This window comes from Lentzea sp. NPDC036949 (assembly GCF_055608075.1).
In genome coordinates, this window is the sequence record NZ_JBVJRA010000005.1 from 21,883 (window position 1) to 35,595 (window position 13,713).

General features: G+C 72.5%; 15 protein-coding genes. 8 read left to right on the plus strand and 7 right to left on the minus strand.

Going from position 1 to position 13,713, the window contains the following annotated elements; all coding sequences use genetic code 11:
* Window positions 1–24: 24 nt before the first annotated feature.
* The gene (locus ACZ7CD_RS15585) at window positions 25–1,065 is read left to right on the plus strand and encodes an NAD-dependent epimerase/dehydratase family protein (RefSeq protein ID WP_470368541.1); all 1,041 of its coding nucleotides are present in this window, start codon (window positions 25–27) and stop codon (window positions 1,063–1,065) included.
* On the opposite strand, the gene ACZ7CD_RS15590 is transcribed toward ACZ7CD_RS15585, so the two are convergent.
* Window positions 1,052–2,218, minus strand: coding sequence for a hypothetical protein (locus ACZ7CD_RS15590; protein WP_360387405.1), 1,167 nt, complete (start codon window positions 2,216–2,218; stop codon window positions 1,052–1,054). The genes ACZ7CD_RS15585 and ACZ7CD_RS15590 overlap by 14 nt on opposite strands.
* 123 nt (window positions 2,219–2,341) lie before the next feature.
* Here ACZ7CD_RS15590 and ACZ7CD_RS15595 point away from each other — a divergent pair, with 123 nt between their 5' ends.
* From ACZ7CD_RS15595 to ACZ7CD_RS15610, 4 genes are read left to right on the plus strand one after another with little or no spacing between them, the layout of a single operon-like run.
* On the plus strand, window positions 2,342–2,980 hold the full coding sequence (locus tag ACZ7CD_RS15595; RefSeq protein WP_360387402.1) for a glycosyltransferase family 2 protein: 639 nt from the start codon (window positions 2,342–2,344) through the stop codon (window positions 2,978–2,980).
* Window positions 2,977–3,636, plus strand: a complete 660-nt coding sequence (locus tag ACZ7CD_RS15600; protein WP_470368542.1) for a TIGR04282 family arsenosugar biosynthesis glycosyltransferase — start codon at window positions 2,977–2,979, stop codon at window positions 3,634–3,636. Before ACZ7CD_RS15595 ends, ACZ7CD_RS15600 begins: the two co-directional genes overlap by 4 nt.
* On the plus strand, window positions 3,633–4,232 hold the full coding sequence (locus ACZ7CD_RS15605) for a methyltransferase (RefSeq protein ID WP_470368543.1): 600 nt from the start codon (window positions 3,633–3,635) through the stop codon (window positions 4,230–4,232). The genes ACZ7CD_RS15600 and ACZ7CD_RS15605 overlap by 4 nt, the downstream gene beginning before the upstream one ends.
* Complete coding sequence (locus tag ACZ7CD_RS15610; RefSeq protein WP_470379126.1) at window positions 4,229–5,272, plus strand: molybdopterin-dependent oxidoreductase; 1,044 nt, start codon at window positions 4,229–4,231, stop codon at window positions 5,270–5,272. The genes ACZ7CD_RS15605 and ACZ7CD_RS15610 overlap by 4 nt, the downstream gene beginning before the upstream one ends.
* A 326-nt stretch (window positions 5,273–5,598) precedes the next feature.
* Here the strand turns inward: ACZ7CD_RS15610 and ACZ7CD_RS15615 are convergent, their stop codons facing one another.
* Window positions 5,599–6,414, minus strand: a complete 816-nt coding sequence (locus ACZ7CD_RS15615) for an ABC transporter permease (protein ID WP_470379127.1) — start codon at window positions 6,412–6,414, stop codon at window positions 5,599–5,601.
* Window positions 6,414–7,274, minus strand: coding sequence for an ABC transporter ATP-binding protein (locus ACZ7CD_RS15620; protein WP_470368546.1), 861 nt, complete (start codon window positions 7,272–7,274; stop codon window positions 6,414–6,416). Before ACZ7CD_RS15620 ends, ACZ7CD_RS15615 begins: the two co-directional genes overlap by 1 nt.
* A 99-nt stretch (window positions 7,275–7,373) precedes the next feature.
* On the opposite strand from ACZ7CD_RS15620, the gene ACZ7CD_RS15625 reads away from it, so the two are divergent.
* Both ACZ7CD_RS15625 and ACZ7CD_RS15630 read left to right on the plus strand, forming a co-directional pair.
* Window positions 7,374–8,426, plus strand: coding sequence for a sensor histidine kinase (locus tag ACZ7CD_RS15625; RefSeq protein WP_360387384.1), 1,053 nt, complete (start codon window positions 7,374–7,376; stop codon window positions 8,424–8,426).
* On the plus strand, window positions 8,423–9,067 hold the full coding sequence (locus ACZ7CD_RS15630) for a response regulator (protein WP_470379128.1): 645 nt from the start codon (window positions 8,423–8,425) through the stop codon (window positions 9,065–9,067). Before ACZ7CD_RS15625 ends, ACZ7CD_RS15630 begins: the two co-directional genes overlap by 4 nt.
* 86 nt (window positions 9,068–9,153) lie before the next feature.
* On the opposite strand, the gene ACZ7CD_RS15635 is transcribed toward ACZ7CD_RS15630, so the two are convergent.
* Both ACZ7CD_RS15635 and ACZ7CD_RS15640 read right to left on the minus strand, forming a co-directional pair.
* Window positions 9,154–9,600: an Lrp/AsnC family transcriptional regulator gene (locus ACZ7CD_RS15635; RefSeq protein ID WP_360387378.1), complete on the minus strand. Its 447-nt coding sequence runs from the start codon at window positions 9,598–9,600 to the stop codon at window positions 9,154–9,156.
* Window positions 9,597–10,718, minus strand: coding sequence for a M24 family metallopeptidase (locus ACZ7CD_RS15640; protein WP_360387375.1), 1,122 nt, complete (start codon window positions 10,716–10,718; stop codon window positions 9,597–9,599). Before ACZ7CD_RS15640 ends, ACZ7CD_RS15635 begins: the two co-directional genes overlap by 4 nt.
* Window positions 10,719–10,746: 28 nt before the next feature.
* Here ACZ7CD_RS15640 and ACZ7CD_RS15645 point away from each other — a divergent pair, with 28 nt between their 5' ends.
* Window positions 10,747–11,691 carry a 5'-3' exonuclease gene (locus ACZ7CD_RS15645; protein WP_470368548.1) on the plus strand — a complete coding sequence of 315 codons (945 nt, stop codon included), beginning with the start codon at window positions 10,747–10,749 and terminating at the stop codon, window positions 11,689–11,691.
* Here ACZ7CD_RS15645 and ACZ7CD_RS15650 read toward each other — a convergent pair.
* Together ACZ7CD_RS15650 and ACZ7CD_RS15655 are read right to left on the minus strand one after the other, a co-directional pair.
* Window positions 11,688–12,857: a GNAT family N-acetyltransferase gene (locus tag ACZ7CD_RS15650; protein ID WP_470379129.1), complete on the minus strand. Its 1,170-nt coding sequence runs from the start codon at window positions 12,855–12,857 to the stop codon at window positions 11,688–11,690. The genes ACZ7CD_RS15645 and ACZ7CD_RS15650 overlap by 4 nt on opposite strands.
* A gap of 132 nt (window positions 12,858–12,989) precedes the next feature.
* Complete coding sequence (locus tag ACZ7CD_RS15655) at window positions 12,990–13,676, minus strand: DUF4333 domain-containing protein (protein ID WP_360387366.1); 687 nt, start codon at window positions 13,674–13,676, stop codon at window positions 12,990–12,992.
* Between the last annotated feature and the right edge of the window lie 37 nt (window positions 13,677–13,713).

A 13,713-nucleotide genomic window follows, 5' to 3' on the forward strand; every position in this document is an offset into this window, starting at 1 on the left:
CCTTGGCGGCCCTACCGTCGACACATGCGAGTACTGATCACCGGCGGGGCGGGGTTCATCGGGTCGCACGTGGCCGACGAGCTCACCTCCCAGGGCCACGACTGCGTCCTGCTGGACGCCCTGCTGCCCGAAGCGCACGGAGCCGCACCGGTGCTGGACCACGAGCTGGTCGTCGGCGACGTCGCCGACCCGGACGTGCTGCGACCACTGCTGTCCACAGTGGACGCGGTCTGCCACCAGGCCGCGATGGTCGGGCACGGGGTCGACCCGTTCGACGCGCCCTCCTACGCCCGGCACAACGACCTGGGCACGGCGGTGCTGCTGGCCGAGATGCACCGGGCCGGGGTGTCGCGGCTGGTGCTGGCGTCGTCGATGGTCGTCTACGGCGAGGGCCGGTACCGCTGCCTGACGCACGGTGTGGTGCGCGGGGAGCGGTCGCCCGCCGACCTCGCCGCCGGCCGGTACGAGCCGAGGTGCGCCTGCGGTGACTTCCTGGTGCCCGAACTGGTGCCGGAGGACGCGCCGCTGGACCCGCGCAGCACGTACGCGGCGACCAAGCTGGCCCAGGAGCACCTGGCGGCGGCGTGGGCGCGGCAGACCGGCGGCAGCGTGTGGGCGTTGCGCTACCACAACGTCTACGGCCCGCGGATGCCGCGCGACACCCCCTACGCCGGGGTGGCGTCGATCTTCCGGTCCGCGCTGCAGAACGGCCGCGCGCCGCGGGTGATGGAGGACGGCCGGCAGCGCAGGGACTTCGTGCACGTGACCGACGTGGCACGGGCGAACGTGCTGGCGCTCTCGTCGGCACGGCCGGGGTTCGAGGCCGTGAACGTCTGCTCGGGCACCATGCACACGATCGGCGACCTGGCGTTCGCGCTGGCCGACGCGTGCGACGGACCCGCCCCGCAGATCGTCGGTGGTGCCCGGCCCGGCGACGTGCGGCACGTCGTCGCCTCACCCGCGAAGGCGGCCGACGTGCTGGGGTTCGAGGCGTCCGTGCGGTTCGAGGACGGGGTGCGGGCGTTCGCTGCGGACCCGTTGCGGGCGGCGGTCACCAGTTCGTGAGCACGAGGTGGTTCACCGCGAGGGCCGTCAACGCCTGCGCGGTGAGCCACCTCCTGCGGTGGTCCAGCCTGGCCGCGCCGACCATGAGCCAGACGGCGAACGGCAGCCAGATGCGTTCGGTCTCGGCCTTGCTCAGCCCGGACAGGTCGGCGGCCAGGACCGCGATGCCGGCGGCGACGACCCACCTGTCCCTGCGCAGCCCCTGGATGCCGGCGGGGCCGAGCACGAGTGCGAGCGCGGCCAGGTTCGCCCAGACCCAGTACCAGTACGGCCGGACGTCGCCGATGCCCTGGTAGTAGCGGAGCTTGACGAGCTCGTAGCCGTCGAGCCACCAGAACCCGGCGAGCGCGAACGCCGCCACGACCGCGAGTGCGCCCGCGACCGCCCAGCCGATCCTGCGCCCTGCCGCCACGATCGCCAGCGGGGCGAGCAGCACCAGGCCGTAGGACAGGAACACGCACCAGCCGAGCACGACCCCGCCGAGCAGCGGCCACCGGGTGAGCAGGTAGAGGCCGACCGCGGCGACGCCCATGAACATGCCGTCCGCGGACGCGCCGACCCACACCGCACCGGGGAACAGCACGAGGTACGGCAGCACCGCGGTGTCGCCGAGGGCCTTGGGGATCGCGACGACGGCGAGCGAGCCGACGAGGACGCAGAAGAGGGAGGCGGCCGCTCCCCCGCCGAGCCCGATGCGGTCCAGCGCGACGAACGTGAGCAGCGCGCCCGGTGGGTGGCCGGAGACGTGCGTGGTCCACGAGTCGGGCTGGAAGTCGGGGATGCGGTGGGCGAACTCGCGCACCATCGCCGGGACGTCCGTGATCTGGGGAACCTCGTGCAGGTACTCGTCCTCGGTGGTGAGCCGGGTGGTGAAGTGGTCCCAGCCGTCGACCATGGCCAGCGAGAGGGTGAACGCCACCGACGTCGCGTAGGCGATCGGGAGGGCGTGCCGGTGCCGGGCCAGCTCGGGTCCCTTCGCCACCACGAGGAAGGCGAGGAGGACCGCGGCGGGCGTGCCGGGTCCGACGTGGGGCCGCCAGTCGCCGAAGAGCGGCGCGGCGGAGGCGAAGAGCAGACCGGGGTGGTTCAGGTTGACCAGCAGTCCGGTGACGACGGCGGCGACGACGAGCAACCCGGCGACGAGGAGGCGCACCGCTCCCAACCTAGGGGGTCCCGGGCGGTGTCCGCCAAGGGCGCAAGACAACCGTAAGAACTCTTCCGCGCGTCACAATTCCGTAAGCACCACAACACTTTCCGCCGGTCCAGGATGGACCGCATGGATGTCGTCCTGCCCTGCCTCGACGAGGCCGCCGCACTGCCCGCCGTGCTGAGCTCCCTGCCTCCCGGACACCGCGCGATCGTCGTGGACAACGGCTCCGGTGACGGGTCTCCCGCCGTGGCCCGCGAGCTCGGCGCCCTGGTCGTGCACGAGCCCCGCCGCGGTTACGGGGCCGCCGTGCACACCGGGCTGCTGGCCGCCACCTCCGACCTCGTCGCGTTCGCCGACTGCGACGGCTCGCTGGACCTCGCCGAACTGCCGGCGATGGCCGCCCTGCTGCCGTCCTGCGATCTCGTCGTCGGCCGCCGGGTGCCGGTGTCGGCGGGCGTGTGGCCGTGGCACGCCCGCGCCGGCAACGCCGTGATCGCCTCCCTGCTGCGCCGCCGCGGCCTCGCCGTGCACGACATCGCACCCCTGCGGGTGGTCAGGCGGGAAGCGTTGCTGGCGCTGGACGTGCGGGACCGCGCGTTCGGCTACCCGCTGGAGCTCCTGGTCCGCGCGGCCGCCGCCGGGTGGCGGGTGCGCGAGGTCGACGTCGCCTACCGGCCGCGGGCCGCGGGGACGCGGTCGAAGGTGTCCGGCTCGGTGCGCGGCACGCTGCGGGCGGCGCGGGACATGGCGGGGGTGCTGCGATGAGGTTCTGCCTGCTGGTCATGGCGAAGTCCCCGGTGCCCGGCCAGGTCAAGACGCGCCTGTGCCCGCCGCTGACGCCCGAGCAGGCCGCGGAGGTGGCGGCGGCGGCGTTGCTCGACACGATCGACGCGGCCCTGGCGACTCCCGGCGCGGTGCCGGTGGTGGCGCTGGCCGGGGTGGTGCGGCGGGAGGACGTGCGGGACGCCCTGGGCGGGTGCGTGGTGGTCCCGCAACGCGGCCGGAGCTTCAACGAGAGGTTGGTGAACGCGCACGCGGACGTCGCGCGGTTCGGGCTGCCGGTGCTGCAGGTCGGCATGGACACACCGCAGGTGACGCCGTCGTTGCTGGCGTCCGCGGCGGAGTTCGACGAGGCGGCGCTCGGATTCGCGCTCGACGGCGGCTGGTGGGCGCTGGGGTTGCGGGACCCGCTGCGGGCCTCGGTCCTGCTGGACGTGCCGATGTCGCGGGACGACACCGGGGCGCGGACGCTGGAAGCGTTGCGGGGGATGAAGGTCGACGCGCTGCCGCCGTTGTCCGATGTGGACACCGTGGCGGACGCGCTGACGGTGGCGGCGCAGGTGCCGGGGTCGCGGTTCGCGCGGGTCCTGGGGCGTCTCGGCGCGGCGTCGGCCTCGCGCGGCGCGGTGGTGGCGCGATGATGTTCGACCAGGCCCTCGACGGCCACCCCGGCTGGCTCGACCTGCCCGGCACCGCCCCGCGCCCGCTGCCGGTCGCCCGCTGGCACGCCGACGCGGACGACGGCGACGACGCCCTGCTCGACGCGTGCACCGGGCCCACCCTCGACGTCGGCTGCGGCCCCGGCCGGCTCGTCGCGGCACTGCTCGCGCGCAACGTCCAGGCGCTCGGCGTCGACGTGTCGCCCGTGGCCGTCCGGCGCACCACCGACCGCGGCGGTCTCGCCCTGCGGCGCGACGTGTTCGACCTGCTGCCCGGCGAGGGCCGCTGGCAGCACGTGCTGCTCGCCGACGGCAACATCGGCATCGGCGGCGACCCGGCCGCGCTCCTGCGGCGGGTCCGGCAGTTGCTGCGGACCGGCGGAACCGTCGTCGCCGAGGTCGAGACGCCCGGTTCCGGCCTCGCGCAGGGGCAGGCGCGGGTGCGGGCCGGCGGCGAGCTCGGCCCGTGGTTCCCGTGGGCGTGGAGCGACGCCGACTCGGTGCCCGCGGACGGGTTCTTCCGGTTGTGGCACCGGGAACGGGCCGGCCGCTGGTTCGCCTGCTGGGAGCGGCTGTGAGGACCCCCGCCTTCCGGTCGCCCGCGCACCACACCGGTGTCACCAGCCGCGTCGGCACGTGGCTGGGCATCACGTTCGGCCTGTGCTTCGTCACCGGTCTGCTCAGCCACGGCGTGCAGCACGACTGGCCGTGGCCGACCCGGCCGGTCGACCTCTACCGGGTCACGCAGGGCGTGCACGTGCTGTCCGGCGTGGCCTCGATCCCGTTGCTGCTGGCCAAGCTGTGGTCGGTGTACCCGAAGCTGTTCGAGCGGCCGCTGGTCGCATCCGTGCCGCACGCGCTGGAGCGCGGCTCGATCCTCGTGCTGGTCGCGGCGTCGTTCTTCGAGGTCGTCACCGGGTTGTTCAACGCGGCGCAGAACTACCCGTGGTCGTTCTACTTCCCGGCCGCCCACTACGCGGTGGCGTGGATCGTGATCGGCTCGCTGCTCGTGCACATCGCGGTGAAGATTCCTCTCATCCGGCGTTCGCTCGAACCCGCTTCCGAGCACAGGACTGTCCTGTCCCGCCGGGCTTTCCTGCGCACGACCGCGCTCACCACCGGTGTCGCCGTGGTCGCGACAGCGGGTGTCACGGTGCCGTGGCTGCGCAAGGTCTCTGTGCTGGCTTGGCGTTCCGACGGCACGCTGCCGGTGAACCGGACCGCGCGGGCCGCGAACATCGTGGTGCCACCGGACTGGAAGCTCGAAGTCGGTGACCGCGCCTACTCGCTCGCCGAGCTGCGGGCCATGCCGCAGACCACCGTCGAGCTGCCCATCGCGTGCGTGGAGGGCTGGAGCCAGATCGCGACCTGGACCGGTGTCCGGGTGCGCGACCTGATCAGCGGCGGTGACGTCCGCGTCGAGTCGCTGGAGGAAGACGGGCTCTACCGGGCGACGACGCTGCCGGAGGCGTTCGCGCGGGACCCGCTGACCCTCCTCGCGTTGCGGCTCGACGGCGAGGAGCTCAGCCCCGACCACGGGTTCCCGTGCCGGCTCATCGCGCCCAACCGGCCGGGCGTGCTGCAGACCAAGTGGGTCACGTCCCTGGAGGTCCGGTGAGGACCGCGCTCGCCCTCGCCGGCATCGGACTCGGCGCGTGGGGTGCGTGGCTGCTGCTCCCCCAGGTCACCGCGGAGCTGCTCGCGTGGCTCGGCGGCGGTGTCGTGCTGCACGACCTCGTGATCGCTCCGCTGGTCGGTGCGTCCGGCTTCCTCGTCAAGCGCGCGTCGGTCGGCATCGGCCTGACGGTCTCCGGTGTGGTGCTGCTGATCGCGGTCCCGGTGCTGTGGCGGGAGCACAGCGGGCCGGTGAACCCGGGGCTGCACGACCGCGACTACCCCCTCGGAGTCGCGGTCGTGCTGGGCCTGGTCTGGGCGGCGGTGGCGCTACACGAGGTCGCGGCGCACCTTCAGCAGCGTCGCCGTGCCCGCGAAGAACACGACGTAGCCGGCGAGGAGCAGCGCGGCGGTGGGTCCGCTCAGGTCGGTCAGCACGCCGGGGGCGCCGGTGCCGCCGACCGCACCGGCCAGGTTGCCGGCCGAGCCGCCGGGCAGGACCTCGGTCAGGTCGCCGACCGGGCCGAGCAGCGACCCGACGCCGCGCAGCAGGTTCTCGACGACGATCGCCCACATCAGCCCGAGCCCGACGGCCAGCGCGGGTCCCCTGGTGAGCACGCCGAGGAACACGCCGAAGGCCGTCCACATCGCGGCGATCAGCAGTGACGCGCCCAGCGCCTCCAGGGCACCGGTGCCCGGCAGGTTCCAGTCCCAGCCCTCCAGCGACGCCACGGTGACGGCCGCGCCGAGGTCGACGACGAACGTCAGCGCCACCAGGACGACCACGACGATCCCCAGCGCGCCCAGGGTGCCCGCCATCGCGGACACCCGGCGCGGACCGGCGGTCAGCGTGGTCTTCCAGGTGCCCCAGCCGTACCCGGAGCCGACCGCGAGCGCCGCCAGCACCAGGATGATCGCGCCGCCGAACATCGGCAGGCCGCGCACGACGGCGGCACCGACGTTCTCCGGCTGCATCGCGCTGACCAGCTGCTGCTGGGTGAGGTCGCGGGTGGTGGAGCCGCCGTTGAGGGCGAGGTAGTTGAACACGTAGCCGAACGTCAGCGTCAGCACCAGCCAGAGGCCGACCAGCACCCACGTCGCCGGCCACTTCCACAGCCGCAGCAGCTCCGCCTTCATGCTGCCCATCACGCCGCTCCCGTCATCTCGAAGAAGACCTCTTCCAACGTCCGGCGCAGCGGCCGGACCTCCTGCACGTCCACGTCGGCGTGCACGAGCGCGCGCACCAGCGCCCCGGCGTCCGGCTCCCGCACGTGCAGCACGTCGCCGCGCAGCTCGCTGCCCTCGATGAGCACGTGCGCCTTCTCGATCGGGTCGGCCTTGACCAGCAGCACGCTGTCGCCGCGCAGCTGCTCGACCGTGCTCTCGGCGACGAGCTTGCCGTTCGCGATCACGCCGACCCGGTCGCAGATCTCCTCGACCTCGCCGAGCAGGTGGCTCGACAGCAGCACGGTCTGGCCCTGCGCGGACAGCGCGCGCACCAGGTCGCGCATGTCGGCCATGCCCGCCGGGTCCAGGCCGTTGGTGGGCTCGTCGAGGACCAGCAGTTCCGGCCGGCCGAGCAGGGCCGCGGCGACGCCGAGCCGTTGTTTCATGCCCAGCGAGTAGCGGCGGAACTTCTCGTTCGCGGCCGTGGTGAGGTCGACCTGGTCGAGTGCGGCCTCGACGTCGGCCCGGCTGGCTCCCCGGCGGGCCGCGTGCACCCGCAGGTTGTCGCGGCCGGACAGGTACGGGTAGAAACCCGGCCCCTCGATCAGCGACCCCACCTTCAGCAACGCCTCCGGGTCGCCCGGTGCTCGCCCGAGCACGGTCGCGGTGCCGCTCGTCGGCCGCACCAGGCCCAGCAGCATGCGGATCGTGGTCGTCTTGCCCGCGCCGTTGGGGCCGAGGAACCCGTAGACCTCGCCCCGCCGCACGGACAGACCGACCTCGTCCACCACGGCGCGGTCGCCGTAGCGCTTCGTCAGCTTCTCCGTCGTCACGATCATGCGGCCAAGCCTGTGCCTGGCAGAGACTCCGGTCGTCCGCTCCGGAGCGGCAGGAAGATACGCACATCTGCGTACGTCCCCGGTCGTATCGTCGGCGGCATGCGCATCAAGTGGCAGGACATCGCGCTGACCGCGGCGCTGGTGTTCTTCGGACTGGGCGGCACGCGGTTCGCCGCGCGGTGGCAGACCGGCTCGTTCGAGGTGGACGTCCTCGCGTACGTGCTGATCACCGTCGCGGCCGCCGGTCTGCTGCTCCGCTCGACCCGTCCGCTGTGGACGGTGGGGATCACCACCGCGGCCATCACGGCGTACCTGGCGATGGGGTACCCGTTCGGGCCGGTGCTGGTGAGCGGGGTCGCCGCGATGTACGCGGTGGCGGTGTACGCGCGGATCGAGCTCGCCGCCGCGAGCGTCCTGGTGTACGCGCTGGCGATCCTGCCGTGGTGGAACGACTCGGTGACGTCGTGGATCACCTGGTCGGCGGGCTGGATCCTGCTGCCCGCCGCGGCCGGTGTGCTGATGCGGCTGCGCCGGCGGTCCGCTGTGGACGTTCGCGAGCGGGCCGTGATCTCGGAACGGCTGCGCCTGGCCCAGGAGGTGCACGACGTCGTGGGCCACGGCCTGTCGGTGATCGCGATGCAGGCCGGGGTGGCGCTGTACGTGCTGGACAGGGACCCGGTGAAGGCCCGCGCGTCGCTGGAGGCGATCCGCGCCACCTCGAAGGAGGCGCTGGAGGGCCTGCGGTCCGAACTGGACACCCTGCGCGGCTCGGCACCGTTGCGGCCCACCACCTCGCTGGCCGACCTGCCGGCGCTCGCGTCCCGGATGCGCGAGGCGGGCCTGGAGGTGTCGGTGGAGGCCGACGGGGTCGCCGTGCCCGGCACCTACGAGCTGGCCGCGTACCGGATCGTGCAGGAGTCGCTGACGAACGTGCTGCGGCACGCCTCCCCCGGCGTCACGGCGGCGGTGAAGGTGTACGAGGCGCGCGGTGTGCTCGTGGTCGAGGTGAGCGACACCGGCACGCCGGGACCGGTCGAGGAGGGCCACGGCATCACCGGAATGCGGTCGCGGGCCGAGGCGCTGGGCGGCACGCTGGAGATCCGCACGACGCACGGCTTCACGGTCGTCGCACGGATACCGTTGCCCGCATGATTCGCGTGGTGGTGGCCGACGACCAGGCCCTGGTGCGGATGGGGCTGCGGACGCTCATCGAGACCGAGGACGGTGTCCAGCTCGCCGGTGAGGCCGCGGACGGGCGCGAGGCGCTGGGGTTGATCCGGTCGCTCAAGCCGGACGTGGTGTTCCTCGACATCCGCATGCCGCTGATGGACGGCCTGGAGGTGCTGCGCCGTGTCTCCTCCGACCCCGCACTGGCCGAGGTCAAGATCGTCATGCTCACGACGTTCGACCTCGACGAGTACGTGTTCGAGGCGCTGCGCACCGGCGCGTCCGGGTTCCTCGTGAAGGACTCCGACCCCGCCGACCTGCTGCGCGCCGTGCACGTGGTCGCCGACGGCGGCTCGCTGCTGTCCCCGTCGGTCACGCGCAGGGTGATCGACCGGTTCGCCTCGGGCGCGAGCGCGCGACCCGTGCCGCACCTGGACAAGCTGACCGACCGCGAACGCGAGATCATGCGGCACGTCGCGTCCGGCGCGTCCAACGACGAGATCGCGGCTGTGCTGGTGATCTCCCCCGCAACGGTGCGCACGCACGTGTCGCGGGCGATGGTGAAGCTGGGGGCCCGTGACCGGGCCCAGCTCGTCGTGTTCGCCGTGCAGTCCGGCCTGACCTGAGCAGGTTTCCAGCTGTTGTGCCTGTGCCGCCCCTGGCTTTGCCGGCGTCAGCAAGGAGGGGGCGGGCAGGACTTCTGGGCAAGTGCTCAGACGGCCGGTGGGCGGTCTTCGTACGGAGTGGACAGCACGACCGTCGTGCGGGTCGACACGTTCGCCGACTCGCGGATCTTCTGCAGCAGCTCCTCCAGCGCCACCGGCGAGGCCACCCGGACGCGCAGGACGTACGAGGCGTCCCCCGCGACCGAGTAGCAGGCCTCGATCTCCGGCAGGTGCTCCAGCCGCCTCGGGTAGTCGTCCGGCTCGGAGGGGTTGATCGGGAAGAGCGAGATGAACGCGGACATCGGCAACCCGACCTCCGCACCGTCCAGCCGGGCCGCGTAGCCCTTCACGATGCCGCGCTGCTCCAGCCGCTTCACCCGCTGGTGCACCGCCGACACGCTCAGGCCGACGCGTTCGGCCAGGTCGGTGAAGCTGCAACGGCCGTCGGCCGCGAGCTCCTTCAGGATCGCTCTGTCGATCTGCTCGAGGGTCAAAGCACCACCAGCTCGTGAGGTCGGTTGTTGAAGGACTCCACGCCGTCCTCCGTCGCGACGACGATGTCCTCGATGCGGGCACCCCAGCGGCCGGGCAGGTAGATGCCGGGCTCGACGCTGAAGGCCATGCCCGCTTCGAGCGGCAGCGCGTTGCCGCTGACGATGTAGGGCTCCTCGTGCACGTCCAGGCCGATGCCGTGGCCGGTGCGGTGCACGAAGTACTCGCCGAAGCCCGCGTCGGTGATGACCTGGCGGGCCACGTCGTCGATCTGCTCGCAGGTCACACCCGGCTTGACCGCCTCGACGGCGGCCTTCTGCGCGGCCTGGAGGACGGCGTAGGTGTCCCACACGTCGTCGTGCTTCGGCTCACCCATGACGTACGTGCGGGTGGAGTCGGAGTTGTAGCCCTCGGCGACCGGGCCGCCGATGTCGATGACCACGACCTCGCCCGCCTCAATCACGCGGTCGGAGTCGCGGTGGTGCGGCGACGCGCCGTTCGGGCCGGAGCCGACGATCACGAAGTCCGCGACCGTGTGGCCCTCCTCCACGATGGCGGCGGCGATGTCCTTGGCCACCTCGCGCTCGGTGCGGCCGACGCGCAGGAACTCGCCCATGCGCGCGTGCACCCGGTCGATCGCCTGACCGGCCTTGCGCAGCGCGGCGACCTCGCTCGCGTCCTTGCGCATGCGCAGCTCGCGGATGATCGGGCCGGCCAGCGACTGCGGCCCGCCGATGGCGTTGCCGAGCTTGATGGTGTGCAGGGCGGGCATCATGTCCGCCACGGCCGTGCGGTTGCCCTTGACCGCGGCCTTGACCAGCGCGTACGGGTCCTCGCCGTCGACCCAGGTGACGACCTCGACGCCGAGCTCGTCGGTCGGGATGCCCGCGTAGCCGGGCTGCTCCAGCTTCGGCACCACGAGCGTGGGCGTGCCGTCGACCGGCAGCGCGAGGCACGTGAGCCGCTCGAACGAGTCGCCACCGGCACCGATCAGGTACCGCAGGTCCGAGCCGGGCGAGATGAGGAGGGCGTCCACGCCCGCCTGCCGCGCGGCGGCGGAAGCGCGGTCGAGCCGCGCACGCAGCGCGGACACGTCGATGGGCCCGGTGATCGTTGCCATGGGCCGAAGCCTAGTAGCTTGTCGGGTTGTGAGCTCTCCCCTGGTGCTGCTCGACTCCGCGAGCCTCTACTTCCGGTCGTTCTACGCGCTGCCGGACTCGATGACCGCGCCCGACGGCACGCCGGTGAACGCCGTGCGCGGCTTCGTCGACACGATCGCCCGTGTCATCACCGACCGCGGCGCCGCCCGCCTGGTCGCGTGCCTCGACGCCGACTGGCGCCCCGAGTTCCGGGTGAAGGCGCTGCCCTCCTACAAGGCCCACCGCGTCGCTTCCGATGCCGGCGACGGGTCCGAGGAGGTGCCGGACATCCTCACCCCGCAGATCCCGATCATCCTCGACGTGCTGGACGCGGCCGGCATCTGCACCGGCGAGGCCACCGGCTACGAGGCCGACGACGTGATCGGCGCCCTCGCGCACCACGAGAAGAAGTCACCCGTCGAGGTGGTCACCGGCGACCGCGACATGTTCCAGGTCGTGCGTTCCGAACCGACGCCCGTGCACGTGCTGTACGTGGGCCGCGGCTGGAACAAGGTCGAGGTCCTGGGCCCTGAGGAGCTGGCCGCCAAGTACTCGCTGCCGGTGGAGAACGCCGGCTCCGCCTACGCCGACATGGCCGTGCTGCGCGGCGACCCCTCCGACGGCCTGCCGGGCGTGGCGGGCATCGGTGAGAAGACCGCGGCGAAGCTCATCACCGAGTTCGGCTCGCTCGACGCCGTCCTGAAGGCCGTGGCCGACCCGATGGACCGCAAGCTCACCACCAAGGCCCGCAACGCCCTGATCGCCGCCGAGGAGTACCTGGCGGCGGCACCGGTGGTCGTGCGCACGGCCCTGGACGCACCGGTGGTGCTGGACCGGTCCGACGAGGTGCCGCGGGTGCCCGCCGACCCCGAGCGGTTGCGGGAGCTGACGCAGCGCTGGGGCCTCGGCTCGTCGGTGCCGCGCCTGGTGAACGCGATGGAGCGGCGCGCCTAGAAGAACGTGCCGCAGTACGGGGCCCGCGCGACGGCGAACAGCGCGTCGGCCTCGGCCAGCTTCGTCCCGGTGAGCCAGCCCGTCGCGGCGAGCTGCGAGAACGTCGTGTCCCCGAAGTAGCACGCCCCCAGCAGGTCGACCGGCACCGTGACGTCCGCGGCCACGTCGACCCGCTCCACGCCGTCGGGCGTCACCCGGTAGCGGCCGTCGTTGGCGGGCAGCAGCCTGTCCCGCACCTCGACGACCACCGGGTCGGCGTGGCCGTACGTGCGGGCGGCGAGCATGCGCGGCACGTCGGTCAGCCGCAGCCAGACCTCGTCGAACACGTCCTTGGTCCGCACCACGCGCGGGTCCTCGAACAGCCACGTCACCGGCTCGTCGAGCGGCACCTCGCACTCGATGTGGTCGACCAGGTCCAGCCGTGCCGCGTAGCGCCACAGGTCGCGCCACGCCGCGGGGGTGGCCGCCACGAAGTCGTGGATGGACAGCCGGTGCTTGAACTCCTCCTCCGTCTTCACGACGTAGGTCAGGAAACCGTCGTCACCGCCGGGTCCGGTGTGGACGACGGTGACCGAGTTCTCCGCGTCGCCCTTGCGGTCGCGGGCACGGGCCCACCAGCCGGTCCAGCGGCCGATCTGGCCGGGGCGGGTGAGGCCGAGGGTGGCGTGCAGCTCGGGCAGCAGCTCGTCGGCGGTGTCCTGGTCGAGCATCCGCACGCGACCGGTCGGCGTGCCGGGGACGACGGCTTTCCGCGCATCGATCTCGACGAGGCGGACGCGGCCGGCCAAGCCGTAGCCGAAGCGGCCGTAGATGCGTCCCTCGGAGGCGCGCAGGGTGGCGACGGGGTCGGGCAGCGTGGCGAGTTGTTCGCGCATCAACGCCGTCAGCACGCCACGGCGCGTGTGGTCGGCACGCACGCCCACGCGTGACACGGCGGCATGCGGGACCACGGCGCCGCCGGGCACCACGAGAGAGGAGCCGAACGACTGCGTGGTGCCGACCATCTCGTCACCGTCGAACGCGGCGAGCACGCGACCGGGCTCGTAGGACGCCTTGATGACCTCCCACTGCTCGTCGGTGGGCGGGCCCCAGTGCATGGCGCGGCGGAACACGCCGCTGTGGGTGCGGAACTGCGCTTCGTCGGTGAGCACACGGATCTCGGTCACGACCGCGATCGTGACCCAGCACGACCGCGGACGCACCTCAGTTTCCGCACCGGCCGCCGTGAACGCGGACCAACGCGAAGAAGACCTTCCCCCGGCAACGCCGTGGGAAGGTCTTCCGGAAACTTCCGCAGGTCAGCCGGTGGGCTGGCCGACCTCGTACTCGCCGTCCTCGGTCTTGACGACGATCTTGACCTTCTTGTCCTTGCCGCCGACCTGCACCTTGCACTCGAACGAGGTGTTGGGCTTGACCTCGTTCTCACCCGAGCAGGTCGCGCTGCCGACGTCGGAGATCTTGTACTCGTCCTTGAGGATCTGGACGATGCCGTTCTGCACCGAGGTGTTGTCGAAGACCTTCTTCTTGAAGAACGCCGGCGACACGAACCCGGTGAACAGCACACCGCCGACGATCAGCACGACGACGACCGCCGCGACCCAGATGGCCGCGCTGGACTTCTTCTTCTGCTGCACCGGCGGGCCGTAACCCGGCTGCTGGCCGTACGGGTTGGGCTGCTGACCGTACTGCTGCGCCTGCTGGCCGTACGGGTCCTGCGCCGGGTTGCCGTAGGGGTTCGACTGCGGGGCCCCCTGCGGCACGCCGTACTGCTGCGTCTGCTGCTGCGACGGGTCGAACCCGGGGTACGGCTGCTGCGGCTGGCCCTGCTGGGGCTGCTGCGGCTGGCCGTACGGGTTCTGAGCCGGGAAGCCGCCGGACGGGGTGCCGGGAGGGAAACCGCCACCGTAGGGCTGCTGCGGCTGCTGCGGCTGGCCCCAGGGCTGCTGCGGATCGTTCCCTCCGGACGGTCCGTACGGGCTGCTCATCTGTCGACCTCCGTGTGTACGACGTTGCGGCGCGATC